At 36.1% G+C, this 23,029-nt stretch carries 19 protein-coding genes; 4 read left to right on the forward strand and 15 right to left on the reverse strand.

The window, feature by feature from the left end; all coding sequences use genetic code 11:
• Positions 1-111: IS3 family transposase (locus ACYIAJ_RS10435; protein ID WP_483564297.1), on the forward strand; the 111-nt coding region annotated here is incomplete at its 5' end.
• Between the two features lie 1,281 nt (positions 112-1,392).
• Here the strand turns inward: ACYIAJ_RS10435 and ACYIAJ_RS10440 are convergent.
• The gene (locus ACYIAJ_RS10440) at positions 1,393-3,144 is read right to left on the reverse strand and encodes a hypothetical protein (RefSeq protein WP_483564769.1); all 1,752 of its coding nucleotides are present in this window, start codon (positions 3,142-3,144) and stop codon (positions 1,393-1,395) included.
• 446 nt (positions 3,145-3,590) lie between these two features.
• Here ACYIAJ_RS10440 and ACYIAJ_RS10445 point away from each other — a divergent pair, with 446 nt between their 5' ends.
• Both ACYIAJ_RS10445 and ACYIAJ_RS10450 read left to right on the forward strand, forming a co-directional pair.
• Positions 3,591-4,142 carry a hypothetical protein gene (locus tag ACYIAJ_RS10445; protein WP_483564770.1) on the forward strand — a complete coding sequence of 184 codons (552 nt, stop codon included), beginning with the start codon at positions 3,591-3,593 and terminating at the stop codon, positions 4,140-4,142.
• Positions 4,143-4,161: 19 nt separating this feature from the next.
• On the forward strand, positions 4,162-4,731 hold the full coding sequence (locus tag ACYIAJ_RS10450) for a hypothetical protein (protein WP_483564771.1): 570 nt from the start codon (positions 4,162-4,164) through the stop codon (positions 4,729-4,731).
• A gap of 206 nt (positions 4,732-4,937) precedes the next feature.
• On the opposite strand, the gene dnaJ is transcribed toward ACYIAJ_RS10450, so the two are convergent.
• On the reverse strand, positions 4,938-6,065 hold the full coding sequence (dnaJ, locus tag ACYIAJ_RS10455; RefSeq protein WP_483564772.1) for a molecular chaperone DnaJ: 1,128 nt from the start codon (positions 6,063-6,065) through the stop codon (positions 4,938-4,940).
• A 127-nt stretch (positions 6,066-6,192) separates the two neighbouring features.
• Positions 6,193-8,112 (reverse strand): molecular chaperone DnaK, encoded by a 1,920-nt coding sequence (gene dnaK / locus ACYIAJ_RS10460; protein WP_483564773.1) that lies wholly within the window; start codon positions 8,110-8,112, stop codon positions 6,193-6,195.
• A 231-nt stretch (positions 8,113-8,343) separates the two neighbouring features.
• Between dnaK and satP the strand changes: the two genes are divergently transcribed.
• Positions 8,344-8,922, forward strand: coding sequence for an acetate uptake transporter (satP, locus tag ACYIAJ_RS10465; RefSeq protein WP_483564774.1), 579 nt, complete (start codon positions 8,344-8,346; stop codon positions 8,920-8,922).
• Between the two features lie 61 nt (positions 8,923-8,983).
• On the opposite strand, the gene ACYIAJ_RS10470 is transcribed toward satP, so the two are convergent.
• From ACYIAJ_RS10470 to polA, 12 genes are all read right to left on the reverse strand, one after another.
• Positions 8,984-9,937, reverse strand: a complete 954-nt coding sequence (locus ACYIAJ_RS10470; protein WP_483564775.1) for a hypothetical protein — start codon at positions 9,935-9,937, stop codon at positions 8,984-8,986.
• 149 nt (positions 9,938-10,086) lie between these two features.
• Entirely contained in the window at positions 10,087-10,530 is a 444-nt protein-coding gene (locus tag ACYIAJ_RS10475) for a PTS sugar transporter subunit IIA (protein WP_483564776.1), read from the reverse strand.
• 15 nt (positions 10,531-10,545) lie between these two features.
• Complete coding sequence (locus ACYIAJ_RS10480; RefSeq protein ID WP_091349363.1) at positions 10,546-11,043, reverse strand: PTS sugar transporter subunit IIB; 498 nt, start codon at positions 11,041-11,043, stop codon at positions 10,546-10,548.
• Between the two features lie 32 nt (positions 11,044-11,075).
• On the reverse strand, positions 11,076-11,936 hold the full coding sequence (locus ACYIAJ_RS10485) for a PTS system mannose/fructose/sorbose family transporter subunit IID (protein ID WP_160402349.1): 861 nt from the start codon (positions 11,934-11,936) through the stop codon (positions 11,076-11,078).
• 43 nt (positions 11,937-11,979) lie between these two features.
• The gene (locus ACYIAJ_RS10490) at positions 11,980-12,801 is read right to left on the reverse strand and encodes a PTS mannose/fructose/sorbose/N-acetylgalactosamine transporter subunit IIC (RefSeq protein ID WP_091349396.1); all 822 of its coding nucleotides are present in this window, start codon (positions 12,799-12,801) and stop codon (positions 11,980-11,982) included.
• A gap of 59 nt (positions 12,802-12,860) precedes the next feature.
• The gene (locus tag ACYIAJ_RS10495) at positions 12,861-13,841 is read right to left on the reverse strand and encodes a D-isomer specific 2-hydroxyacid dehydrogenase family protein (RefSeq protein ID WP_483564777.1); all 981 of its coding nucleotides are present in this window, start codon (positions 13,839-13,841) and stop codon (positions 12,861-12,863) included.
• A 454-nt stretch (positions 13,842-14,295) separates the two neighbouring features.
• On the reverse strand, positions 14,296-15,969 hold the full coding sequence (gene asnB / locus ACYIAJ_RS10500) for an asparagine synthase B (protein WP_160431880.1): 1,674 nt from the start codon (positions 15,967-15,969) through the stop codon (positions 14,296-14,298).
• Positions 15,970-16,169: 200 nt separating this feature from the next.
• Complete coding sequence (locus tag ACYIAJ_RS10505; protein ID WP_160402346.1) at positions 16,170-16,514, reverse strand: YdbL family probable chaperone protein; 345 nt, start codon at positions 16,512-16,514, stop codon at positions 16,170-16,172.
• A gap of 98 nt (positions 16,515-16,612) precedes the next feature.
• Positions 16,613-16,798, reverse strand: coding sequence for a YnbE family lipoprotein (locus ACYIAJ_RS10510; protein WP_160402345.1), 186 nt, complete (start codon positions 16,796-16,798; stop codon positions 16,613-16,615).
• 11 nt (positions 16,799-16,809) lie between these two features.
• Entirely contained in the window at positions 16,810-18,423 is a 1,614-nt protein-coding gene (locus tag ACYIAJ_RS10515; RefSeq protein ID WP_160402344.1) for an intermembrane phospholipid transport protein YdbH family protein, read from the reverse strand.
• Between the two features lie 54 nt (positions 18,424-18,477).
• Entirely contained in the window at positions 18,478-19,908 is a 1,431-nt protein-coding gene (gene gltX, locus ACYIAJ_RS10520) for a glutamate--tRNA ligase (protein WP_160402343.1), read from the reverse strand.
• A gap of 217 nt (positions 19,909-20,125) precedes the next feature.
• The gene (polA, locus tag ACYIAJ_RS10525) at positions 20,126-22,891 is read right to left on the reverse strand and encodes a DNA polymerase I (RefSeq protein ID WP_483564778.1); all 2,766 of its coding nucleotides are present in this window, start codon (positions 22,889-22,891) and stop codon (positions 20,126-20,128) included.
• Between the last annotated feature and the right edge of the window lie 138 nt (positions 22,892-23,029).

Below are 23,029 nucleotides of genomic sequence, written 5' to 3' on the forward strand. Positions count from 1 at the left end.
AAAGCGGATATTGAGGAATATATCCATTATTATAATCATAGAAGAATTAAATTAAGCTTGGACAAAAAGAGTCCTGTTCAATATCGGGAGTATTATTTTCCAGCAGCTTAGTTTTTTTGTACAACTTTTGGGGTGCAGTTCAAATTCCCTTAGCAATCCCGCGCTTTGGCTGCAGAATGTGGCCTGCGGCTGCCCTCCGCCGTCGCTCGGTCTTAACGCACCGTTTGTGATGCGTTCCAGACGCAGCACAAACTCGCCAAACATCCCTGTTTGGCGTGCTAACCTCGCTCTGTTGTCGGCACATTCTGACGCCGGAACAAGACAGACAACATAACCATCTTTTTTGGAAGATATTATGTTTTTGTAATCATATGATTTATTTTAATTAAACGCCTACACGGCGTTAAGGCCAGATCTTGTAGAGATCGGAATAGGTATTAATTTCTAAACCGCCTACACGGCGTTAAGGTAGAGCTCAAGATTTGATAAATCTTGCTGTATAAAGATAAACAACAATTTCATCTTTGAAAACCCTTTTTTTGAGATGTTTTATAATTTATTGATTTTTTTAATTTTAAATTATCGTTAAAAAAAGGGTTTGGAGCGGTTAAATTGCTGTTATTAGGGCGCTATTCGTGGTTTTATTGTTTTTTGTATGTCGGCGCTTTGCTTAGGTTGTGTAAGCGATTGATTTTCCTTGAAAATACAAAAATAAAAACTTCAATAAAACCAATAATTTTCCTGACCGCTTTTTGGATACAATTACATTGCTTTTTAACACAAAAGTAACTCATCAAAAAACACCTAAGATTATCTTGTCTGTCTTATTCCGGCGTCAGAATGTGCCGACAACAGAGTGAGGTTAGCACGCCAAACAAGGATGTTTGGCGAGTTTGTGGTGCGTCGGGAACGCGTCCACAAACGGTGCGTTAAGACCAAGCGACGGCGTCGGACAAATTTGTCTGGAACAAATTTGAACATTTGAGCACAGCGAAGATGGCCTCGTAGAGGCGAGTATCAGGATGATACGAGTAGTGCCGCAGGCCACATTCTGTAGCCAAAGCGTGGGATTGCAAAGGGAATTCGCTTTAATTCCCTTTGCTCGGACGTGGTCACTGTAGCTATTTTTTTCACCCAAGGTCAAAACGTCCGAAACCTTGCCGTACTATAAATAGACCACAAACTTAAACCGCCACAGCGTAATCACTAGAATTGCCATCGACACTTTCAGCGTCGCCGGCGGCGGAGGCGGCGCGATTGTGGCTTCGCCGCAACAGCGTAACCCTAAGGGAATACCCCACTTACGCGGGGGCTTTATTCTTTGATAAATTCTCCGCTATTGGCACCATAACCGCCCCCGCGGCCTAAGGATTAAGGACTAAACGCTAAAAACTAAGGTGCGGGGCAAACAGCACAATTTCTAGTGGAAACACTGGTGCTGCGGACGAAGCCGGTGAACGAGTCGACATCGAACCCAGGGCTACCTGTTGCGAAAAACGTACAGTCGTAGGAGTCGACGAAGCCCGCACCACCGTAGAGGTACATGAGGCCCCACTCAGTGAAAAAACCTGCACCTATGTGACGCATGTAATGATTCTCAGATGAACTAGGCGTGGCGCCAGAAATAGGAGGATTATCAGTTCTGACTGCATTGGTTAAATCACTTACCCTAGCAAGACGATAACCCAAACGACTACACCAAGAGGAGTGGTTAGACTGTGTATCCAGTTTATCACCCCGATTGACGAACCACTGCTTTAACACAAATCCATACTTCACCTCATTACCACTACTATCCCTACCCACCAACTCAAATCTCTGTGGCAAAGATGGTACAGTTAAAGAACTAGGATTTGTTGAACTTATCTGAGAACTATTAGCCCTAGGACCCCTTAACTTAACTCGTGCGACAACTTTTCCTCTACCAACACTAGGAATCCAAATATTATTAGCTGTTACACTTGTCACCGTAGCCGTTATATCGCCATTCGTGACAACAGACCACGTCAACTGACTTGCATTAACTCCAGTAGGCATCTTTAAGTCAAAATACAACCCATCAGCACCCGTTGTAGGAAAATTTTGGTCATAAGATGATGAACTCGTTGACTGAGTTACAAAACCCTCATCAGGACGCCATATGTTAGATGGGCCTGCGTAGCGAGGATTATCATAAACATTGATGCCTCTTGTACCACCAAACAACAAAACCGGCCTTGCGCGACTCACAAAGCGTGATACACAAGTACCGCCATACGGATTGATATAATATGTCACCCTCTGACTGCTAAAATTGGTCCTATTAGGAACCCCGTACTGTGTCTGTAAATATCCCCCTGTACTACTTAAGGTTACCCTATAAGGAGCCTTACATGCACTTAATGCTTCGTTAAAACTAACGTCATTGCCATCCTTATCTGTAAAGGATGCCGATATATTCCCTGATACACCATTTGCAGCCAGCTCATCTCCATCATCATCACGCCAATAATTATACCTTGTGGCTAAATCACTTAAACTCACTGAACTAGCTGTTAATCGTGGGAATATCATTCCTATATCTCCCAAAGTACTTCCTGCATAAGGTAAGCTTATTGGATTTGATACACTTGATGTATTACTAGATGGCGTGATTACCCGACCATCCTGCAACCTTATAGACAACAGACTGTCTGTATCTGTTGCCTTCATTAGACCATAGTTGAACGCTAAATACGGCGCACTACCCTCTATTACCCTTGAAGTACACGCCATGAATGGCTGTGAACAAGGCGTTAATGCCACAGAACCCTGTGTATACGACAACAACAATACCACGAAGAACAACGCCGATTTAGATAACAATGAAACTCTAAACAACAATGGCGGTTTGAATACCAATGGCGGCTTTAACAACCACTTGGATATCGACGATAATTTTGTCGAAGAGGTGGCCGATGACCTGACCAAAGAGGTTTCCGAGAATGTTGTCGAAGGACCCGACGAAAACATCGCCTGAAAAAACCGCGATGACGGCGTCCATTTCGCTACGCGAAATGACCTCGGTGATGAAAATAAGAATTGAGTCTGATTTCGACTACAGTGAAAATTAAAAAGTTTTAGGGCGTAGGTTTGGCAGGCCAGATGCCAGATGCCAGATGCCATAAATGGTAACGCATTTCGATTGTCCTGTCAAGTAATTTTTTGTTTTATTTACATTTTTTATAACTGACTGCTCGACTGACGAGCTTTCCCTTGCTTTTAAAGCGCTTAAATTATAACCGCTTGAGTGATAATCCGCTAGCTTTTTTGTTAAATATTTGTAAAGTTTTGTTGATTGCGGGCGGTTAAGCTTTTGGTGGCGTGTTTTGGGGAATGGTTTTGGTGATGTTTTTTTGAATAAAAAACATTAAATAAAAACTTTAATAAAATCAATACGTTTTCTGACATATTTTAGTGTATAGATAGATAAATAATCAATCTAATTGGTAGATTTATTTTGCTGTTTTTTTGCACTATGGCTGCTTTTTATTGTTTACTGGTGCCTAACTTATTATTTTATTATAATAAAATAATAAGTTAAGGAATTAATATACAAATTGGAAAAAACAATGCTAAAAAGTTACTTTTTATTATTTGCTTTGTTGCTTTTTATCCCAACTTGTTGGGCTGATGGTTTAACAAAAGAGCAGGCAGAAAATCTTGAGCTTGCAGGGGTTAAACTTGGAATAACCGAACCGGAACTGGTTGAATTACTCAAAAACCAATATCACCTTTCTGAAAATGACTTTACTGTTAGTGAGCAGCAAATGGCATTACCGCCAACCAAAATAGATGGAAAAAGCATAACTACTTGCACAATTAAGATCTATGAAGTCGTTTTAAATATCAACCATCCAGAAGAAACGTTAACAATTCAACTTAAAGACGATATCACGCATAATCCTCCAAAAAAAATGGTGGTTTATAGTATTTATCATACCATGCCATATACAGTAGAAAGTGCACAGAAGGTTTATAAGGAGTTAACCGAAAAATATGGTAAGGAAGAAACAACAAACTTTTTCGGAATAAAAGTTTGGCGTTACAACTCATACCATTTAGGCTTATCCCCAGAAACTGAGGGTAAATTCTATGTATCTATTCGAAGCAATGGACTATAACACAACTAGGAGCTAAACAATGTTAAAAAAGTACTTTTTATTATTCACTTTGTTATTTTGTATCCCAACCTGTTGGGCTGATGGTTTAACAAAAGAGCAGGCGGAAAATCTTGAACTTGCAGGGGTTAAGCTTGGAATAACCGAACCGGAACTGGTTGAATTACTCAAAAACCAATATCACCTTTCTGAAAAGGACATAAAGATTAGTGAAAAGAAAATGCGATTACCGCCATCAAAAATAGGCGAAAAATCGATAATCGAAGGCACAATCAAAAGCTATGAAATAACTTTAAATGCCAACAATCAAGACGAAAAATTAACAATTAGACTTGAAGATGACTTAGAGCGTAACCCTACCCAATTGGTTGTGTTCAATGTTTATCAAAAAATGACATACACAGCAGAAATAGAGCAGAAAGTTTATAAAGAATTAACCCAAAAATATGGTAAAGAAGAATATAAAAACATAACAGGGGATAAAATATGGAGCTACAAACCATACTCTTTAAATCTATCCCGAGAAAATAACGGTAAGTTTTCTGTTGAAATTTTGACCGAAAAATATCGTAAGCAAAAAACAGGATCGTAGTAAAAAACGAAATAGTTGCATAAACGGTTAATTTGGCTAAAAAACACCAAAAACTTTAATAAAGTTAATACCTGCATTAACTAATTTTTGCCTAAAAGTTTTTTGTTTTTGTGAATAAATAGGGATGGGTGTAGAGGTGTTAATGTTGGCTAACACACGATTGAACAAGTTATTTTACTGTTCAATCGTGCTTTTGCTATATCAAATTAACCAAAAAACTTTTTCACTTTGTCAAAGAAGCTTTTTTCTTTGGGGCTGTGTTTAGAGTTTTTATCGGCTTTAAAGCTTTCGCCTAGCTCTTTAAGCAGCTCTTTTTGTTTGCTCGTTAGGTTAACGGGTGTTTCAACCACAACATGGCAGTAAAGATCACCTACCGCACTACCACGTAATGATTTGACGCCTTTACCTCGTAGTCGGAACATTTTACCGGTTTGTGTTTCAGCAGGAATCGTTAAGCTGACCTTGCCATTAAGGGTTGGTACTTCAACTTCGCCACCAAGTGATGCCAATGCAATATTAATTGGAATTTCGCAATGCAAATTGGTGCCGTCTCGCTCAAAAATAGCATGTGGTTTAATTTGCATTTGAACATATAAATCACCTGCTGGTGCGCCATTTAAACCTGCTTCGCCCTCACCAGATAGTCGAATACGGTTGCCTGTATCAACACCGGCTGGAATAGTAACAGACAATGTTTTCGTTTTTTCAACACGACCTTCACCATGACATTTTTTACATGGATTTTTAACCACTTTACCCCGTCCATGACAAGTTGGACACTCTTGTTGCACGGCAAAAAATCCTTGTCGCATTTGTACAACACCTGCACCATGACAGGTATTACACGTGACCACATCAGAAGATTTTTCAGCGCCTTGCCCGTGGCAAGTATCACAACTTACCCAAGTTGGTACTTTAATTTCTTTATTAACGCCTGCTGCGGCTTCTTCTAATGTTAGGGAGATATTGTATTGTAAGTCATTGCCACGAGAGGCGGTTTGACTGCGTCCACGACCGCCACCAAAGAAATCACTAAATATATCGTCGAATGCACCACCGCCAAAACCACCAAATCCGCCGAATCCACCAGATCCACCCTGTCCTTGTTCAAAAGCTGCATGTCCATATTGATCATAAGCCGCTTTTTTTTGCGGATCCGTCAGGATTTCGTAAGCTTCTTTCACTTCTTTGAACTTTGCTTCGGCTTCGGCTTTGTTATCTTGATTCTTATCAGGATGATATTTCATCGCTAGGCGTTTATAGGCTTTTTTTATCTCACTTTCACTGGCACTTTTACTAACGCCCAATGTTTCATAATAATCTTTCTTCGCCATAATTAACCTTTATTTTTTTATGATTGTATAAACAACTAAACGGGCTTGAGTTACCTCGCGCCCGTTTAACTTGTTATATGCTTAAAACTTGTTGAAATAACTCATTAAAAAACATTGTAGTTAATGTTTATTTTTTATCATCATCAACTTCTTTGAAGTCTGCATCAACAACATCATCTTGCGCATTAGTGTTTCCACTATTTGCTTGACCCGCACCTTGAGCTGCTTGGGCTTGTTGTTGTGCTAATTCAAGCAATTTTTTAGATGCTTCCATTAATGCATTAATTTTAGCTTCAATTTCTGCTTTATCTTCGCCACGAGCGGCAACTTCTAAAGCACTGACTGCATCTTCAATTGCTTTTTTATCATCAGCTGATAACTGATCACCGGCTTCAGTCACTTGTTTACGTGTTGAGTGAACAAGATGATCGGCTTGGTTACGAGTTTGAGCTAGCTCTTCAAATTTACGGTCTGCATCGGCATTGGCTTCTGCATCGTTAACCATTTTTTGAATCTCTTCTTCACTTAATCCTGAAGAGGCTTTAATGGTAATTTTTTGTTCACGTCCAGTATTTTTGTCTTTCGCAGATACATGTAAAATACCGTCAGCATCAATATCAAAAGTCACTTCAATTTGTGGCATACCGCGAGGTGCAGGTTGAATACCATCTAGATTGAATTGACCTAATGATTTGTTATCGCCCGCACGTTTACGTTCACCTTGTAACACATGAATGGTTACAGCTGATTGATTATCTTCAGCAGTTGAGAACACTTGACTATGTTTAGTTGGAATAGTTGTGTTCTTTTCAATTAAAGCTGTCATTACGCCACCCATAGTCTCAATACCTAAAGACAATGGAGTAACATCAAGTAATAACACATCTTTAACATCACCACCAAGTACACCACCTTGAACAGCCGCACCAACAGCAACTGCTTCATCAGGGTTTACATCTTTACGTGGTTCTTTACCAAAGAAGTCAGCAACCGCTTTTTGAACCATTGGCATACGTGTTTGACCACCAACAAGAATAACGTCTTTAATATCAGAAACAGAAAGACCTGCATCTTGTAATGCTGTTTTTACAGGATCCATTGAACGTTTAACTAAATCTTCAACTAAAGACTCAAGTTTAGCGCGTGTTACTTTAATATTTAAATGTTTTGGACCACTTGCATCAGCAGTGATATACGGTAAATTAATATCAGTTTGTTGTGCTGATGATAATTCAATTTTTGCTTTTTCTGCCGCTTCTTTTAAACGTTGCATTGCTAGCGGATCATTTTTTAGATCGAAGTTTTGTTCACGTTTAAATTCGTCAACTAAATAGTTGATTAAGCGTGAGTCAAAATCTTCACCACCTAAGTGAGTATCACCATTTGTTGCTAATACTTCAAAGGTTTTTTCACCATCAACGTCGTCGATTTCGATAATAGAAATATCAAATGTACCACCACCAAGGTCATAAACAGCAATAGTACGGTTACCTACATCTTTATCTAAACCATAAGCAAGGGCAGCAGCTGTTGGTTCGTTGATGATACGTTTTACATCAAGTCCTGCAATACGACCAGCATCTTTGGTTGCTTGACGTTGTGCATCGTTAAAATAAGCAGGAACAGTAATTACCGCTTCAGTCACCGCTTCACCAAGATAATCTTCTGCTGTTTTTTTCATTTTCTTTAATACTTCGGCAGAAATTTGTGGTGGCGCAATTTTTTGACCTTTAACATCAACCCATGCATCACCATTATCGGCTTTTACAATTTTATATGGCATGATGCTAACATCGCGTTGTACTTCGGCATCTTCAAAACGACGACCAATTAAACGTTTAATGGCAAATAATGTATTTTGTGGATTAGTTACTGCTTGACGTTTTGCTGGTTGACCAACTAAGATTTCACCATCTTGAGTATAAGCAATAATGGAAGGGGTTGTACGATCGCCTTCTGCATTTTCTAATACTTTTGCTTGGCCATTGTCCATGACAGCAACACATGAATTTGTTGTACCTAAATCAATACCAATAATTTTACCCATAATCTTTTCTCCTCAAAATCTGTATTTTATTTCTTGTATATAGGTCTTAAATATTAATTTTCAAGCCTTTATTTCACAAAGAAATGTTTTTGTTTTCACATAAATGGGAACATTATTATTAATATCAAGGGGGGCAAAAAAATAATTTTCTCTGAAATCTTGATTATCGCGTTGTCTACACTTATTATTGCCGCTCTTTGTTAATCATCAAACTTAACCTATAGGATCCTTATGGAACAAACAAAACTTGCAAATCCTGGCCCTCTTGGCTTAATGGGATTTGGTATGACAACAATTTTATTAAATATTCATAATGCTGGTTTTTTCCCAGCTATGACAGTCATTGTCTCAATGGGTATTTTTTATGGCGGCCTTGCACAAGTCATTGCTGGCATTTTAGAATTTCGAAAAGGTAATACGTTTGGTACAACGGCATTTACTTCTTATGGTTTCTTTTGGATTGCGTTAGTGGGTATTTGGTATTTACCAACTTCACCGGCGACAGCACCATCTGATGCAACTTTTGTGGGTATCTTCCTTGCTTTATGGGGTATTTTTACTGGCTTTATGTTTATTGGCACATTAAAAGGTAACCGCGCATTACAATTTGTTTTTGCTAGTTTAACCGTGTTATTTGCTTTATTAGCCATTGGTAATATTTCAGGTAACCATGACATCATCCATATTGCCGGTTTTGAAGGCATTATTTGTGGAGCAAGTGCTGTTTATTTAGCAATGGCAGAAGTAATTAATGAACAATATGGCCGTACCATTTTACCGATTGGTGCACCAAAAGGCGCTGCACATTAATTTATCAATCACATCTATCCAATCGGTTGGTAGATGTGATCGCTTTCCCTCCACTCAAATACTACTTTTGATTTTTATCGACATAACGAGTTGTTAATGAATGGCATACATTATGAAGCGACTGGGTATGTTTTTCGATTATTTCGTTAGATAAGTAGTTGTCTTTTGATGAATGAGCATTATTAATAACAATTTTACCCTCTTTATCTATATCACCAGATGTGATCATGATGTAATTGGGTAATTGGGTTTCCATTTTTCCTGTATAAATAGTTTTGCCTTCTATTTGTAGAGCCGATCCTTGTGGTTTTAGATAAATTAAATCATTGCCATTACCAATACTGTCTATAAAAATAAATTTTTTGTCTTTTATTTGGCTAGAGTAGCTTTCCAGCATTTTTAAGCCATATTGATTACTGTTCCCTCCATCATATAAAACAAAGGCTATTTTTTTCTTGTCTTTTTTGTCGAGTTGGTTAATCAAGTTAATAATAGTAATAATACTTGATGAATTACAAACAAAATTCTTTTGATTAGGAATGCCGCTTTTAAATTTAAATACAACAAAAAATAGCAAAACGGTTGAAATAATTGAGCTGATGCCAGAAAAACTAAAAAAGCCTTGAGTACTAATATTTGGAAGAAAGACAAAATAATTTAATATCAGCGATATAATAAATAAAAAAACAATGGGCGCAATGCTGATAAAGTAATTTAATTTATTAAATTGCGGTGTAAACGCATATTTTTTTTGAAGATTAAAACAGTTAATCGCCGTATCATAATAAGTGCAGATGATTAATTCGGCCTTATTTAAATCACCAATATAAGCATTGTAGTAGTTTTCATACCGTCTTGTGGCTAATTTCAATTTAGCAAGTTTTGCATCAACTATATAGCCTAATTGACTGAGTTCTTTAGATATCACTCTTAAAAAAGCAATCTTTTCTTTAGGAGAAAACCGTTTGCCAAAGATGACGCAATATCGTAGAACAAGATCTTTAAGTATTTCCATTTTTAATAAACTATCTAAATATAAAATTTAAAATAATATAGTGAATAAACATTTATACAATCCGATTAACTATGAAGATAAAAAATAAGTTGATAGGTATAAACTAAAAACTATCAACTTAATAAATAATATTAGTTAAATTAAACTAATTAATAATCGTCTTCACTTTCAGATTTGTTGGAATGCATAATATTTGCAATAGCATCTTGAATGTTTTCATTCCCTGATTCAATACACTCTTTTGTCAACTCTTGCAGTGATAGCGAATCTCTATTGCATACTGCATTAATTACCATTGGCAAGCTCATACCAGTAATAACGCGAACATTCATGCCAAGATCATTCCATTGTGACACACATTGCATTGATGCGTTATAAGGTGAAGCACCATAGAGATCGACAAAAATTAAAACACCATCGCCAGAATCTAACGATTTGGTACAATTAAATAAATCCGTTTTTAATTGATTAATATCTTGCCCTGGGTTAAGTGATAATGCTTCAAATTTGTCTTGTTCTCCAACAATCATTGTTACACTATCTTTCATTCCTGATGCCATTTTGCCATGGCTAATTAATAAGACACCTATCATTTTTACCATCCTTGATTATTCAAACATCTTAATTGCTTCATTTAGTGTTACTTTTTTCAATGAAGGCGTTGCCTGAAAATAGATATCCATATTAGGAAAACTCTTTTGTAAATCAATCAATAGATCAAGTTGCTCTTTGTTAATAGATACTTCTTTGATTATTGAAGTTGCACCGGGCACTAGTGGTAATCCACCAATATTAAGGTTGGTTATTGGTACTCCAGCTTTAATAATTTTATACATTACCTCAATATTTTTAGTAATTAAGATAACATTAAAATCATCATATTTGCGATCATTCCAATATCTTACCGCACCATCTTCTTTTAATACTCTAATTTTATGGCCTGTACTAGCACCGGCACCTAAAATGATATTTTTTGTGAACTCATCATTTGCTGAATAGTCATCGGCAACGAATAAGGCATTAGCCCCAGCCGCTTTAGAAACGTTAGTTGCAACTTGACCATGAATGAGACGACTATCTACACGAGCTAAAACAACTTTTCCCATAATTTATAACCTCTATTTTTTATATCGCTATTTTATAAAATGCCAATTGCAGCTAAAACACCCAGTATGATGGTTAACCCAACTAATGCTCTGGTGACTTTTAAACCTTTCTTAGAAAAATAAAAATAAAGCCCCATGACAACAACAAGCGGTAACACACCCGGTAAAATTTTATCCAATGTGTCTTGTATAACAAACTCTTTACCTGATAAAGTAAATTTTAAACTTGATGAGACTTTAATATAGCTCGCGGCTAAAATCCCCATCATAAACAGACCTAAAATAGATAAGCCTTCTATAAGCATCTGCATTTTGTTACCCACAACTTCTGTAGCAGCATTTCTACCTAATTTAAATCCTAATTGTGCAAAATAATATCCCACAAAAAGTTGATATGTTACAAAAGCAAAGAAAGGGAACAACGCACCAATTGCTAATCCTTCTTGTGCCCAAGGAAGTGCAATTGCAATAAAAATATATTGTATAGTACCCGAGTCAATCGCATCCCCAATACCGGCTAATGCTCCCATTAAACCCGCTTTAGTATTATAAAGTACATCATCATCAATACTGATTGGTTTGTTTTGATAAACCTCATCGGCTCGAACTGATTCAAGAGAGGCCATAATTCCTGAAATTGTTCCTCCACCCCAAGTTATTTGAGTATTAAAAAACAATAAATGTCGTTGGTAAGCAGCTGCCAGTTCGCTCTTTGATTTATATAATTTTTTAAGGATTGGCATTAACCCCCACATCAATGATGCCGCAAGATAACGATCAAATGAGTGTGGGATTTCGTTGGCATAATACCATCGTAACCAAGCAAAAGTTATATCCTTTTTAGTAATAGTCTCTGGTTTTAGATCAATGCTTTCTTGTACTATTTCTGTCATTATAAAATTCCTCTATCTAATTGATTCATCAAATCACTGTAGATTAATAATCGTCATCATCTTGATTGTTATTATTTGAATTATTTCTAGGCTGATCCGCCGCAGAATTTACTGCTTCACTTTTTGCAAGAACGAAAATAAAGGCAACAATAGCTCCCACAATCGCATAAGTTACCATTGTTATATTCAGTGGTTTGGCCATTACTGCCATAAAATAAGCCAATAAGAAGAAAATGATGTAGCTCTTTTTACCAATAACATAAATGGTTAATGCAATACCAACTGCTGCAAGGCCACCACCGATAACGTTAAGAATATGGAAAACCACTCCTCCGGCATTGGATTTAATAACATCAGCAATAATCGGTGCTCCAAAATATAGTGCAACAAACATAAACGGAACAAATAAGGCAAAACTACAAATTATTGGTAATATAATTATAGAAAAAGTTAATCCTGAACTATTTGCTTCTTGCGCATATCTTTCAGTTAATTTCATAATCATAGTGTTAAAGAAAAATCTTAGTTGATACAGGTAAGATCCTAATAAACCAACGGGTACAGCAACTGCAACCGCAGCTGTTGGTTCCATATTTCCAAGCAACGCAACAGGAACAGCAACTGCTGTTGCAATAGCTGGCTCTGATGGCATTTGACCACCTGGCGAAAAAACGCCCATGTAAATTAATTGTATTGCAGCAGTTGTTATCATCGCGTTTGGAATATCATTAAAAACAACACCAACAATTAAACCAGTCATCATTGGGGTAAACCTTAACGTTAAGGTTGCTCCACCCAATCCCCGTGACATAACCATTGCAACCCATATGGAAATAATCGCCGCTTGAAGAAACGTTACATGCATTTCTTGCATATATAAACTCCTTAATATTTTTATTATTAGTTAAAATTTAAAATAATTTATTAAGAAACAACTGATTGTAGTTCTAAATTATTAACAAAATTTTCTACATCTTGTACACACTTTTCCCCCATACCTTGCAGGCATTCAATGGCATAAGCGGAAGTATGAGGTGTAACAAGTACTTTAGGATGCTTAACTAAAGGATGATCGTTATACGAAGGTTCAACATACATTACGTCAGTTACATGTCCAGCAACAATACCACTATCAAGTGCATTTAATAACGCACTTTCATCAATCAATTCAGCTCGTGCAGTATTCGTAATATAGACACCTTTTTTCATTAAAGAAAATTGAGGCTCTTTTAAAATATGGTAGCTTGTTTCATTCAGTGATGCATTTAAAGAGATGATGTCGGAATTTTGAAGCAAATAATCTAATTCAACAATTTCGATATTATTTTTATTTGCCCATTCTTTATTGACCTTAGGATCAACCACAAGTAATCGAGCATTAAAGCCATGTTTAAATATTTCTGCTACTCGACTGCCAATATTACCGCATCCAATAACACCAACAACTTTACCCGTAACATTAATGCCCAGAAAAGAGGCTCTTTTTTTCCATTCATTTGACTTAACAGCCGCTTGAGATTGAACTGTTTGCCTAATTAATGCCAGTAAATTCGTTACTGCATTTTCAGCAACCGCATCTCGCTCAACTAATGGTGGAACAATAGTAACGATCGTACCATGCTCTTTAGCGGCAATAACATCAACATTATTAAACCCTATTCCATGGCGAGAAAGTAAAAGTAAAGGATCTTTCTTGTTATCAAAAAACGCTTTATCAAAAAATGGTCTGACACTCGCAATTACAATATTAAATCCTTGCAATGCATCAGCTAATTCTTTTCCAGAAATACTATTTTCAAAAGTAAAATGTTTTACTTCACCTATTTTTTCTAGTCGTTTTAAATGATCTGGAAAATATTTTCCAAAACTACTTGAGTTGATTATTGCAATTCTATAATTTTTCACTCAATGCTCCTAGTTAATAAATCACCACTCTTACAATTATATTTATTGGAAAATAAACATTGTTTACTTTCCACCCAGTCGTTATGTGACTGGTAACATTAAGTATAGTTTATTAGATTTACAAAAAAATGAATTTAGATCACATATTTAATAAAAAATGCTCATAAAAAATTCAAGACATGTTGTATAGAAAATTGCGTTATTTTTGCAAAAACGTATACCAATCAATGAAACTAATGAACTAAATTTTAAAATAATGAAAAGTTTTTAATAAATGATTAGATTATCGTTGAATGAAAAATGGGAGGTTTATCGTCACTAAACTATGATAGTTTAGTTAAAATGAATTTAACAAAAAGTAGATTAATCAGAATGTTCTAGCTAAATATAACAAAAGGGCATATAGCCCTTTTTACAAATTTGAATTAGATAATATTATCTTGAGTCTAATCCTTTATTTTTTATAAGCATCATTATGCACACCTACCGCTGCACGGCCTGATGGATCATTTAGGTTTTTGAAAGATTCATCCCATTCAATCGCTTTAGCGGTTGAGCAAGCAACTGTTGGACCACCTGGCACACAATGCGCTGCACTTTCAAGTGGGAATAGTTCATCAAAAATCTCACGATACATATAGGCTTCTTTTGAAGTCGGCGTATTGTACGGGAAGCGGAATTTTGCATTTTCTAATTGCTGATCAGTAATTTTACTTTCGGCAATCTCTTTTAATGTATCAATCCAACTATAACCGACACCGTCAGAGAATTGCTCTTTTTGACGCCAAACAACTGATGCTGGTAAGTAAGATTCAAATGCTTCGCGGACAATGTGTTTTTCCATTTTGCCATTACTACCACACATTTTATCTTTTGGATTAATGCGCATAGCAACATCTAAGAATTTCTTATCAAGGAATGGAACGCGAGCTTCAACGCCCCATGCCGCCATCGCTTTATTAGCACGAGCACAATCATACATATGCAGTGCCGCTAATTTGCGTACGGTTTCTTCGTGGAACTCTTTGGCATTTGGTGCTTTGTGGAAATAAAGGTAACCACCAAACACTTCATCAGCACCCTCACCAGATAGTACCATTTTAATGCCCATAGCTTTGATTTTACGTGCCATTAAATACATCGGTGTGGACGCGCGAATAGTTGTTACATCATAAGTTTCAATGAAATAAATTACATCACGAATGGCATCAATACCTTCTTGAATAGTAAAGTTAATTTCATGATGAACTGTACCTAAATGATCCGCAACCGCTTGCGCCGCTTTAAGATCGGGTGCACCTTTTAAACCAACAGCAAATGAGTGCAACTGCGGCCACCATGCTTCTGATTTTTCGTGATCTTCAACACGGCGCGCTGAGAATTTTTTAGTGATTGCTGAAATGACTGAAGAATCAAGTCCACCTGATAATAACACACCATAAGGCACATCAGACATCAAATGACCTTTTACTGACTCTTCTAATGCAAGGCGAAGTTCATTGATGTCTGTTTTATTATCCTTAACATTGTCATAATCCATCCAGTCACGTTTGTAGTAGGTTTTGATTTCACCTTCGGTACTAGATAAGTAACATCCTGGAGGAAAAGCCTCAATTGTTTTACAAACAGGCACGAGTGCTTTCATTTCAGAGGCAACATAAAATGTGCCATTTTCATCATGACCAGTATACATTGGAATAATACCGATATGATCACGACCAATAAAATAGCTACCTTTATTAATATCATAAAGGATAAACGCAAACATGCCTTGTAATTCGTCAAGACAGTCAATACCCTTTTCTTGATATAAAGCAAGAATTACTTCACAGTCTGAACCGGTTTGAAACTCATAACGATCTTTGTACTGATTTCGGAGTTCTTGATGATTATAAATTTCGCCATTCACCGCTAAAACTAGAGTTTTATCTTTATTATAAAGAGGCTGAGATCCGGTATTAACATCCACAATTGATAAACGTTCATGAGCAAGAATAGCTTTATCAGACGCAAAAATACCAGACCAATCAGGACCACGATGACGCTGTAGACATGATAGCTCTAATGCTTTTGTTCGTAGTTGTTCTGGATCTGATTTAATATCAAGAATACCTAAAATCGAACACATTGATTTTCTCCATTTCAAATCGCATAAGCGATATTGTTACAAATAAAAACTAACTAGATAAGATTTCATACCATTTTTTATTTTTATTCAATATAAAAAACACTATGAACAGATATTTAAACAAACAGGATACACATTATTGATACACAATAAAAGTGCAATATCATTATACTTTTGTTATTGTTATTAAAAAGCGATAATTATTTTTTTAACCATTGACCTTGTTGTTTAATATATTGACCTGTTGGGGTCTTTTCTTGTGCTTTACTACCGGCCTTTTTTTCTACTTCACTTAAAGGGATATTACTTTCAGCGGATACTTTTTGATACTGTTGTTTACGAGCCTGATTAATCAGTTGTGCAATTTCGGTAGCGTTACCTTCATTTTTCACTACGCCTAAATAACCATCAGCCTGTTCACCAACAATGCCTTGCGCTTTGGCTTGACCTAATGAATCCATCGCTTGTTCTAAATTTAATGCAAATGCAGAAAAAGATAAAACGGCTGATAATAACGTTATTATTACTTTTTTATAGATAGTCATAACAAACTCCTTAATAAATACATCATATTTTATTAATTCGAATGTGGGGCGCCTTTTGTCCACAATCAAATACATCGATCAAAATAGAACCTATTGGTTTAATATAATCCAGATTTATTAATAATATTATCTAACGCCTTATCAACCTTAATATTAATTTCATGGTCTATCTTAACATTCAAATTGATATTAATTGGCTCGCTTGGAGCTTGAACCTTAACTGTTGGTGAACAGCCAATTAACACTCCCGCTAGTACCATCATTACCATAACATTTTGTACCATAAAATAACTCCTTATTTTGAAGATCCCTTTTTTAAATTATCTTCAATACGTTTACGGATAGGCTCGCTAATTTGATCTGACAACTGTAAACTCATAAGCAATTTAGTTATATTTTCTTCAAGATTGATATTTAGATTCACGGCTTTGCCATTTTCGACATCTAAATTGCTGCCTTGAATATTCAATCCTAGTTTAGCAATGTCATTAGCATAATCAACTATACCTTGTAACTTAGTATAATGAAAATTTTTAATAATATCAGTGAGTATTTTCATATTTGGATTACTTTGTGCATAATTTTTCAAGGTTGAATTTTCAAACTGTAAATAACCTTGGTTGATCGTAGCTAACTGACCATTTGTAACGACAAACTTTAATGCTGTTTCGCCCCTTTTCTTTACCTCTAATAAGGTAATAGGTAAAACGCCCTCAATTACGCCCGCACCGGCAAGCCCTTCGGCAGGGTATTTATCAAAAATATCTTTTAGTTGTATCTGTTTTAACCTTAAATTAAATTGTTGGGGTAATTTGTCTAAATTCAATTTATTTTCTTCAATAAAAACTAAACCAGAAAAAACATTAGCTTCAAGCTTACTCCAAGTAACTATACCTTTGCTAGGTGCTTTAAATGAAGCGGAATAACTACCCGCTAATTTTAACTTTTCAAAGGCGATGCCCATATTTACTTCTTGAACATTGAACGCTGGCGTCGAAACCGTAAATTGGTTATCTTTAATAATAATATTAACATCACCTGTCACCGATTTAATTTCACTACTTTTATAAATACCATTAAGCTTATTAACCGTTAGCATTGCTATAACAGACAATTTATTACTATCAAATGGAATTTTTGATTCCAGTTGAATATTCAATTGCCCAGAGGACGATCCAAGAAGTAAATCTTCAGAAAGATTTGCTTTTTCTAAGCTAATTGAGGCTTTATCTGAAGTCGTTAATGCCAATTGATGGGCAGATACCCAACCAGTAAAAGGCAATGTTAAGTTACTATTTTCTAGACCTAATTGATTTAAAGATGTTTTAAAAAGACCGTTTTGTATATCAACACGCGAAGCTGTTTGATTAACAAACAAAGTAGCCGATAATTGTGCGATCTCTTGAGTAGTGGTTGATACATCCAGTTGTACCACTTCTTGCTGTTTACTGATATCGACTTTTAAATCGAATTGTTTTTTATCTTGTTCATAAAATCGCAGTATATCTATATGAATATTCTTAGGTAACCAATAAACAACAGTTGAAATCAAAGAGAGATCAAAATCAGATTGATTAAGATTATCAGTAGCAGTATCAACTACATTTTCGACAGAATCTACGACCGTTTCTGATTGATTTACTTGCCAGTGGATATCCAAATTATTTGCAGATAAATATGACCACGAAATTAACAGATTTTTAGCTGTTATAGAGATTTGAGATTGCTTGCTAACAGTAAGTTCATCAAAAGTAAGCCCTTCAAAACCAATGCTAGCACCATGCCAATCGACCATAATTCCATGTTTCTGCTTAAATGACTGCCAATAGTGCCACCCATATAAGCAAAACAGTACAATCAAAAATAAAATACTAAGTGAGATCCAATAGCGTTTTTTTAAGCGAACCATAGAAGTTCTCGATTTGGCGAAAATAATTGCAGGGATTACCCTGCAATAAATAGATTAATTTTGAGATTGCTCACGCTGAGTAATATATGCCAAAGCTTTATCAATTCTAGCAAGCGTGCGCTTTTTACCAACGGCAAAAACAGTAGCATCTACAGATGGTGATTGCCCGATCCCCGTTACAGCAACACGTAATGGCATCCCAATTTTGCCCATACCGATATCAAGCTCAGCAGCCGTCGCTTCAATAGCATGGTGAATTTTATCAATTTGCCAGTCAAACTGAGCAATAGCTTCAATTTTAGCCTTAATAGTCTCTAATGGCTGTTTAGCCACTGGACGAAGATGTTTTTTAGCTGCATCTGCATCAAAATCAGCAAAGTCTTGATAACAATAACAACAAGATTCAGCCATTTCTTTCAGTGTTTTACAACGTTCGCCAAATAACTTAATGATGGTAATAAGATCGGGACCATTAGCTAAATCATAGCCTTGTTGGTTCATATGCCAAACTAAATGCTGAGCAACATAATCTGCATCTAAATGATTAATATAATGGTGATTTAACCAAAGTAGTTTTTCGGTATTAAAAGCACTAGCTGATTTGCTCACTGCGTCTAATGAAAAGTAACTAATCATTTCTGGCACTGAGAAAATTTCTTGATCGCCATGCGACCAACCCAAACGAACTAAATAGTTAAGTAATGCTTCGGGTAAATAACCGTCATCACGATATTGCATTACACTGACCGCACCATGACGCTTAGATAGTTTTTGTCCATCATCCCCTAAAATCATCGAAACATGCCCATACTCAGGCAATGGTGCACCTAACGCTTTGAGAATGTTGATCTGACGAGGCGTATTGTTGATGTGATCTTCACCACGAATAACATGGGTAATTTCCATATCCCAATCATCAACAACCACACAGAAATTATAAGTTGGTGAACCGTCTGTGCGACGAATAATAAGATCATCAAGCTCTTTATTGGCGATCTCAATCGGTCCACGGATTAAATCATTAAAGATGACAGTACCATCAATAGGATTAGCAAAACGAACAACATGTGGCTCATCATGAGAATGTTCTTTTTGCACCGAATCACAACGACAATGACCATCGTAACGCGCCTTTTCACCTTTCGCCATCTGTTCTTCACGCAATTTTTCAAGACGTTCTTTAGAACAATAACAACGATAAGCGGTACCTTTAGCTAACATTTCGTCAATAACTAGATTATAACGATCAAAACGTTTAGTTTGATAATAAGGACCTTCATCCCATGATAATTTTAACCAATTCATACCCTCCATTATTGCTTCAATCGCTTCTGGTGTTGAACGCTCAAGATCGGTATCTTCAATACGTAATACAAATGAACCTTTTGCATGACGAGTATAAAGCCAAGAATAAAGCGCTGTACGTGCACCACCTACATGTAAATAGCCTGTTGGACTAGGTGCAAAACGGGTTTTGATTTTCATGAAATAATCCTAATAATAACAGTAAAACGAGCTTAAACAACAAAAAGACTGCTAGCGCCCTTTTCCTTAATTCTGCCAGAATCAACAAGCAAAATAACATGTTGATATCAATTCAATTTAGTTGCTTATTCTAACATGCCGAAAGGTTTCGGCAATAGTTCCATTAATGTTAGACAGTTAGTATTTTATCCTTTTGTTTCACACTGATTTAGAATGATTAATGCGCTTCATCCCAGTTGTCACCCACACCGATATCCACTTTTAGTGGCACGGATAATTGATAGCAATTTTCCATAATTTTTTTAATTTCAGCACAATACTGCTCGATTAGTTCTTCTTTAGCTTCAAATACTAATTCATCGTGAACTTGCATTAACATTCTAATATTGCCGGCAGGCTGACTTTTAATCCACTCACTCATTTTAATCATTGCGGTTTTAATAATGTCTGCCGCTGTACCTTGCATTGGTGCGTTAATTGCCGCCCGCTCCGCTCCTCGACGCTCAATACCATTGGTTGAAGTAATTTTTGATAAATATAAACGTCGACCCGATAAGGTTTCAACATAACCACTCTCAGCAGCCTGCTGGCGAGTCTGCTCCATATAGGTTTGTACACTAGGATAACGTTCAAAATAACGATCAATATAAAATTTGGATTCTTTACGGCTAATATTAATTTGTTTAGATAAACCAAAAGCACTCATACCATAGATTAAACCAAAATTAACCGCTTTAGCGCGCCTTCGTTCTTCAGGCGTTACTTGAGATTCAGGTTTTTCTAAAATTTCGCCTGCTGTCACAAGGTGAATATCTTTGTCGTTGGCAAAAGCGTTAAGTAGGCTTTTATCTTGTGATAAATGAGCCATGATACGTAATTCAATTTGAGAATAATCGGCAGCAATAATCTTATAACCTTTTGGTGCAATAAATGCTTGTCGAATTCGTCGCCCTTCTTCGGTACGCACTGGAATATGTTGTAAATTTGGTTCGTTTGACGATAATCGCCCTGTTACCGTACCGATTTGATTATAATTAGTGTGGATCCGATGATCGATAGGGCTCACCATCAATGGTAATTTATCTGTATATGTGTTTTTTAACTTAGCTAAACTACGATACATTAAAATCATGCGCGGTAATTCGTATTGATTGGCCAGTTCACTCAACACATCTTCACTGGTTGCTGGATCGCCTTTTGGCGTCTTTTTTAAAACTGGTAGTTGATGTTTATCAAATAAAATAGCTCGAATCTGTTTAGGCGAACTAGGATTGAATTTTTCTCCAGCTAGAAATTGTAACCTTTCTTTCAGTTCTTTTAATTTTTTGTTCAACTCAGCAGAGTATTTATTCAATAAATTAGTATCAACCAAAACCCCTGTTCTTTCCATTTCGGCAATCACAATAACTAATGGCATTTCAATATCAGTGAATAGATTTTTTAATTTTTGGTCTTTTTCAAGATTTAGCCATAACTTATTGTGCAATTGTAAAGTAATATCTGCATATTCGGCGGCATATAGTGTAGCTTTTTCTACTTCTATGTCATTGATATTTAGTTGTATTTTCTCAGCTTGAGTTAGCTCTTCATAAGTAATGGTTTTGTGGTTCAAATAGCGGTTTGCCAAACTATCCATATCATAACGTTCAGTACTATTTAATACATAAGATTCAATCATTGTATCAAACGCAATGCCTTGCACGGTTATACCATAATTTGCCAAAACGCTATAATTAAACTTCGCATTTTGGGCGACTTTTTTGATTTCTGGATTTTCAAATATTGGTTTTAATTTATCCAACACCTCATCTATTGGTAACTGTTCTGGAACCCCTAAATACTGATGAGAAATAGGAATATAAGCCGCTTGATTAGATTCAACACTCAACGAAATTCCTACTAATTGAGCATGTACATGATCAATACCATCACTTTCAATGTTAAAAGCAAATTGCTTACAATTTGTTAATGTTGCAATCCATTCATCTAGTTGTTTATTGGTTAATATGCACTGATAATCGTTTGTTTGTAAATCAGGTGTAGATTGTTGCATAAATGAAAGCAAACTATCATCAATAGGGGTATTGTTTTGCTGTTTTAAAAAAGTGCCTGAAATTAGCTCTTTTTGCCAACGATGAAAGCCATGATAATTAAACAGCTCAATGAGTGCTTTAACATCAATATCCCCCAATAATAGCTGTTCACTAGTAAAATCTAATTCAACATCGGTTTTTATCGTCGCAAGTAAATAAGAAAGCTCGGCTTCTTTTTGATTGTCTAATAGTTTTTGTTTTAAGGATTTAGCGCCTCTGATTGTCAATTTTTCAATATCGTCTAACCGATTATAAATATCTTTTAAACCATCAAACTCGGCTAACAAACTTTGTGCGGTCTTTTCACCCACACCAGCAATACCGGGAATATTATCTGACGCATCCCCCCTTAACGCTAAATAATCAATAATCTTGCCAGGCGGCACACCAAATTTATCTATTACGCCTTGCGGATCTAAAACGATATCATTCTTGGTGTTAACCAATGTAATTTTGTCACTCACTAACTGAGCCATATCTTTATCACCAGTGCTAATCAATACGTCAAGATTTTCCTTTTCTGCTTGTCTAGCTAGTGTACCAATAACATCATCGGCCTCCACCCCATCAATGCAAAGCAGTGGTAAGCCCATTGCTTTTAAAATAGCGTGGATTGGTTCAATTTGTGGGCGAAGACTCTCAGGCATCACTTCACGTGTTGCTTTATATTCAGAATAAATTTCGTTACGGAAAGAGCCACCTTTAGCATCAAATACCACAGCAACATGAGAAGAATTATATTGATTAATCAAACTGCGAATCATATTAATCACACCAACAATAGCCCCTGTGGGTTCACCTCTGGCATTAGTTAACGGAGGACATGCAAAAAAAGCACGATAAATATAAGCAGAGCCATCAATTAAGATAATCGGTGTGTTATTTAGCATTACAGTCACCTAAACGTTATTCAATACAATTGTTTAAGTAGTATAACCTAATTAAAAATAATATTCTTACGAAGAACCATTATATAATGTAAAGAATTTTCAAAAAAGTATAAACGTTTCACATATAAAACCATATGT

It is taken from the genome of Gilliamella sp. X-46 (genome assembly GCF_057063525.1).

Bases quoted from the DNA above. Each gene is read 5' to 3' on its own strand.
- ACYIAJ_RS10440 (WP_483564769.1), bottom strand. From the start codon at position 3,144: ATGGCATCTGGCATCTGGCATCTGGCCTGCCAAACCTACGCCCTAAAA.
- ACYIAJ_RS10445 (WP_483564770.1), top strand. From the start codon at position 3,591: ATGCTAAAAAGTTACTTTTTATTATTTGCTTTGTTGCTTTTTATCCCA.
- ACYIAJ_RS10450 (WP_483564771.1), top strand. From the start codon at position 4,162: ATGTTAAAAAAGTACTTTTTATTATTCACTTTGTTATTTTGTATCCCA.
- dnaJ (WP_483564772.1), bottom strand. From the start codon at position 6,065: ATGGCGAAGAAAGATTATTATGAAACATTGGGCGTTAGTAAAAGTGCC.
- dnaK (WP_483564773.1), bottom strand. From the start codon at position 8,112: ATGGGTAAAATTATTGGTATTGATTTAGGTACAACAAATTCATGTGTT.
- satP (WP_483564774.1), top strand. From the start codon at position 8,344: ATGGAACAAACAAAACTTGCAAATCCTGGCCCTCTTGGCTTAATGGGA.
- ACYIAJ_RS10470 (WP_483564775.1), bottom strand. From the start codon at position 9,937: ATGGAAATACTTAAAGATCTTGTTCTACGATATTGCGTCATCTTTGGC.
- ACYIAJ_RS10475 (WP_483564776.1), bottom strand. From the start codon at position 10,530: ATGATAGGTGTCTTATTAATTAGCCATGGCAAAATGGCATCAGGAATG.
- ACYIAJ_RS10480 (WP_091349363.1), bottom strand. From the start codon at position 11,043: ATGGGAAAAGTTGTTTTAGCTCGTGTAGATAGTCGTCTCATTCATGGT.
- ACYIAJ_RS10485 (WP_160402349.1), bottom strand. From the start codon at position 11,936: ATGACAGAAATAGTACAAGAAAGCATTGATCTAAAACCAGAGACTATT.
- ACYIAJ_RS10490 (WP_091349396.1), bottom strand. From the start codon at position 12,801: ATGCATGTAACGTTTCTTCAAGCGGCGATTATTTCCATATGGGTTGCA.
- asnB (WP_160431880.1), bottom strand. From the start codon at position 15,969: ATGTGTTCGATTTTAGGTATTCTTGATATTAAATCAGATCCAGAACAA.
- ACYIAJ_RS10505 (WP_160402346.1), bottom strand. From the start codon at position 16,514: ATGACTATCTATAAAAAAGTAATAATAACGTTATTATCAGCCGTTTTA.
- ACYIAJ_RS10510 (WP_160402345.1), bottom strand. From the start codon at position 16,798: ATGGTACAAAATGTTATGGTAATGATGGTACTAGCGGGAGTGTTAATT.
- ACYIAJ_RS10515 (WP_160402344.1), bottom strand. From the start codon at position 18,423: ATGGTTCGCTTAAAAAAACGCTATTGGATCTCACTTAGTATTTTATTT.
- gltX (WP_160402343.1), bottom strand. From the start codon at position 19,908: ATGAAAATCAAAACCCGTTTTGCACCTAGTCCAACAGGCTATTTACAT.
- polA (WP_483564778.1), bottom strand. From the start codon at position 22,891: ATGCTAAATAACACACCGATTATCTTAATTGATGGCTCTGCTTATATT.